Below are 544 nucleotides of genomic sequence, written 5' to 3'. Positions count from 1 at the left end.
ATGTGTGGCCCAAGGGCATTGATTCAAGTTTATCGTACTCGGAATCTATTAGTTTATGTAACTCTTCTCGTGTCATAATTAAAAGAATGTAAATTACTAACTTAAACGACAATTTGCAATGCACCCTGTAAAATCGTTAAAAAATTCCCACAGAGATTTAAGCCAATTAACTTATAAATCTTTAGGCTTAATTGCATCTCATTATATTAGTCAAATTCAATCGGGGGAAGTTAGAAGAATTACAGTTCAGCGTTTGAAAGAAATCTTAAATAAGGCAATTAGTAATGATAGACTAGACAAGAATGAATTAGACGAAAAAATAAAAAATAAATTATAACATAGTCATACTTAGATTATCATACTATCTTAATTTTAAGTGTTGTACAAACGTTATAGACGCCGTTATTGCAAATCCTTGGAGATTGTAAACTAAACTGTGTCACCCCAAATTGAATCAAAGGGGGAAAATAAGTAACTTAGTTTTAACTTATAGACACAATGAAAACTGACGAATCCTTTAATTTCGAGCGCTTCAAGGAAGAAG

The 544-nt window shown here is 31.1% G+C and carries 1 protein-coding gene; it reads left to right on the top strand.

Translation table 11 applies throughout. The annotated features are described in order from the left end of the window. Window positions 1-118 precede the first annotated feature (118 nt). The gene (locus P1X15_RS32485) at window positions 119-337 is read left to right on the top strand and encodes a hypothetical protein (RefSeq protein ID WP_277342264.1); all 219 of its coding nucleotides are present in this window, start codon (window positions 119-121) and stop codon (window positions 335-337) included. The last annotated feature ends 207 nt before the right edge of the window (window positions 338-544 follow it).

The sequence above is a fragment of the Runella sp. MFBS21 genome (assembly GCF_029433105.1).
Taxonomy (GTDB): Bacteria; Bacteroidota; Bacteroidia; order Cytophagales; family Spirosomataceae; genus Runella.
The sequence above is the reverse complement of the archived record's forward strand: the minus strand, read 5'-3'. Positions and strand labels throughout refer to the sequence as shown.

Excerpts from the sequence above, each read along its gene's own strand:
- P1X15_RS32485 (WP_277342264.1), top strand. The coding sequence starts at position 119 with ATGCACCCTGTAAAATCGTTAAAAAATTCCCACAGAGATTTAAGCCAA.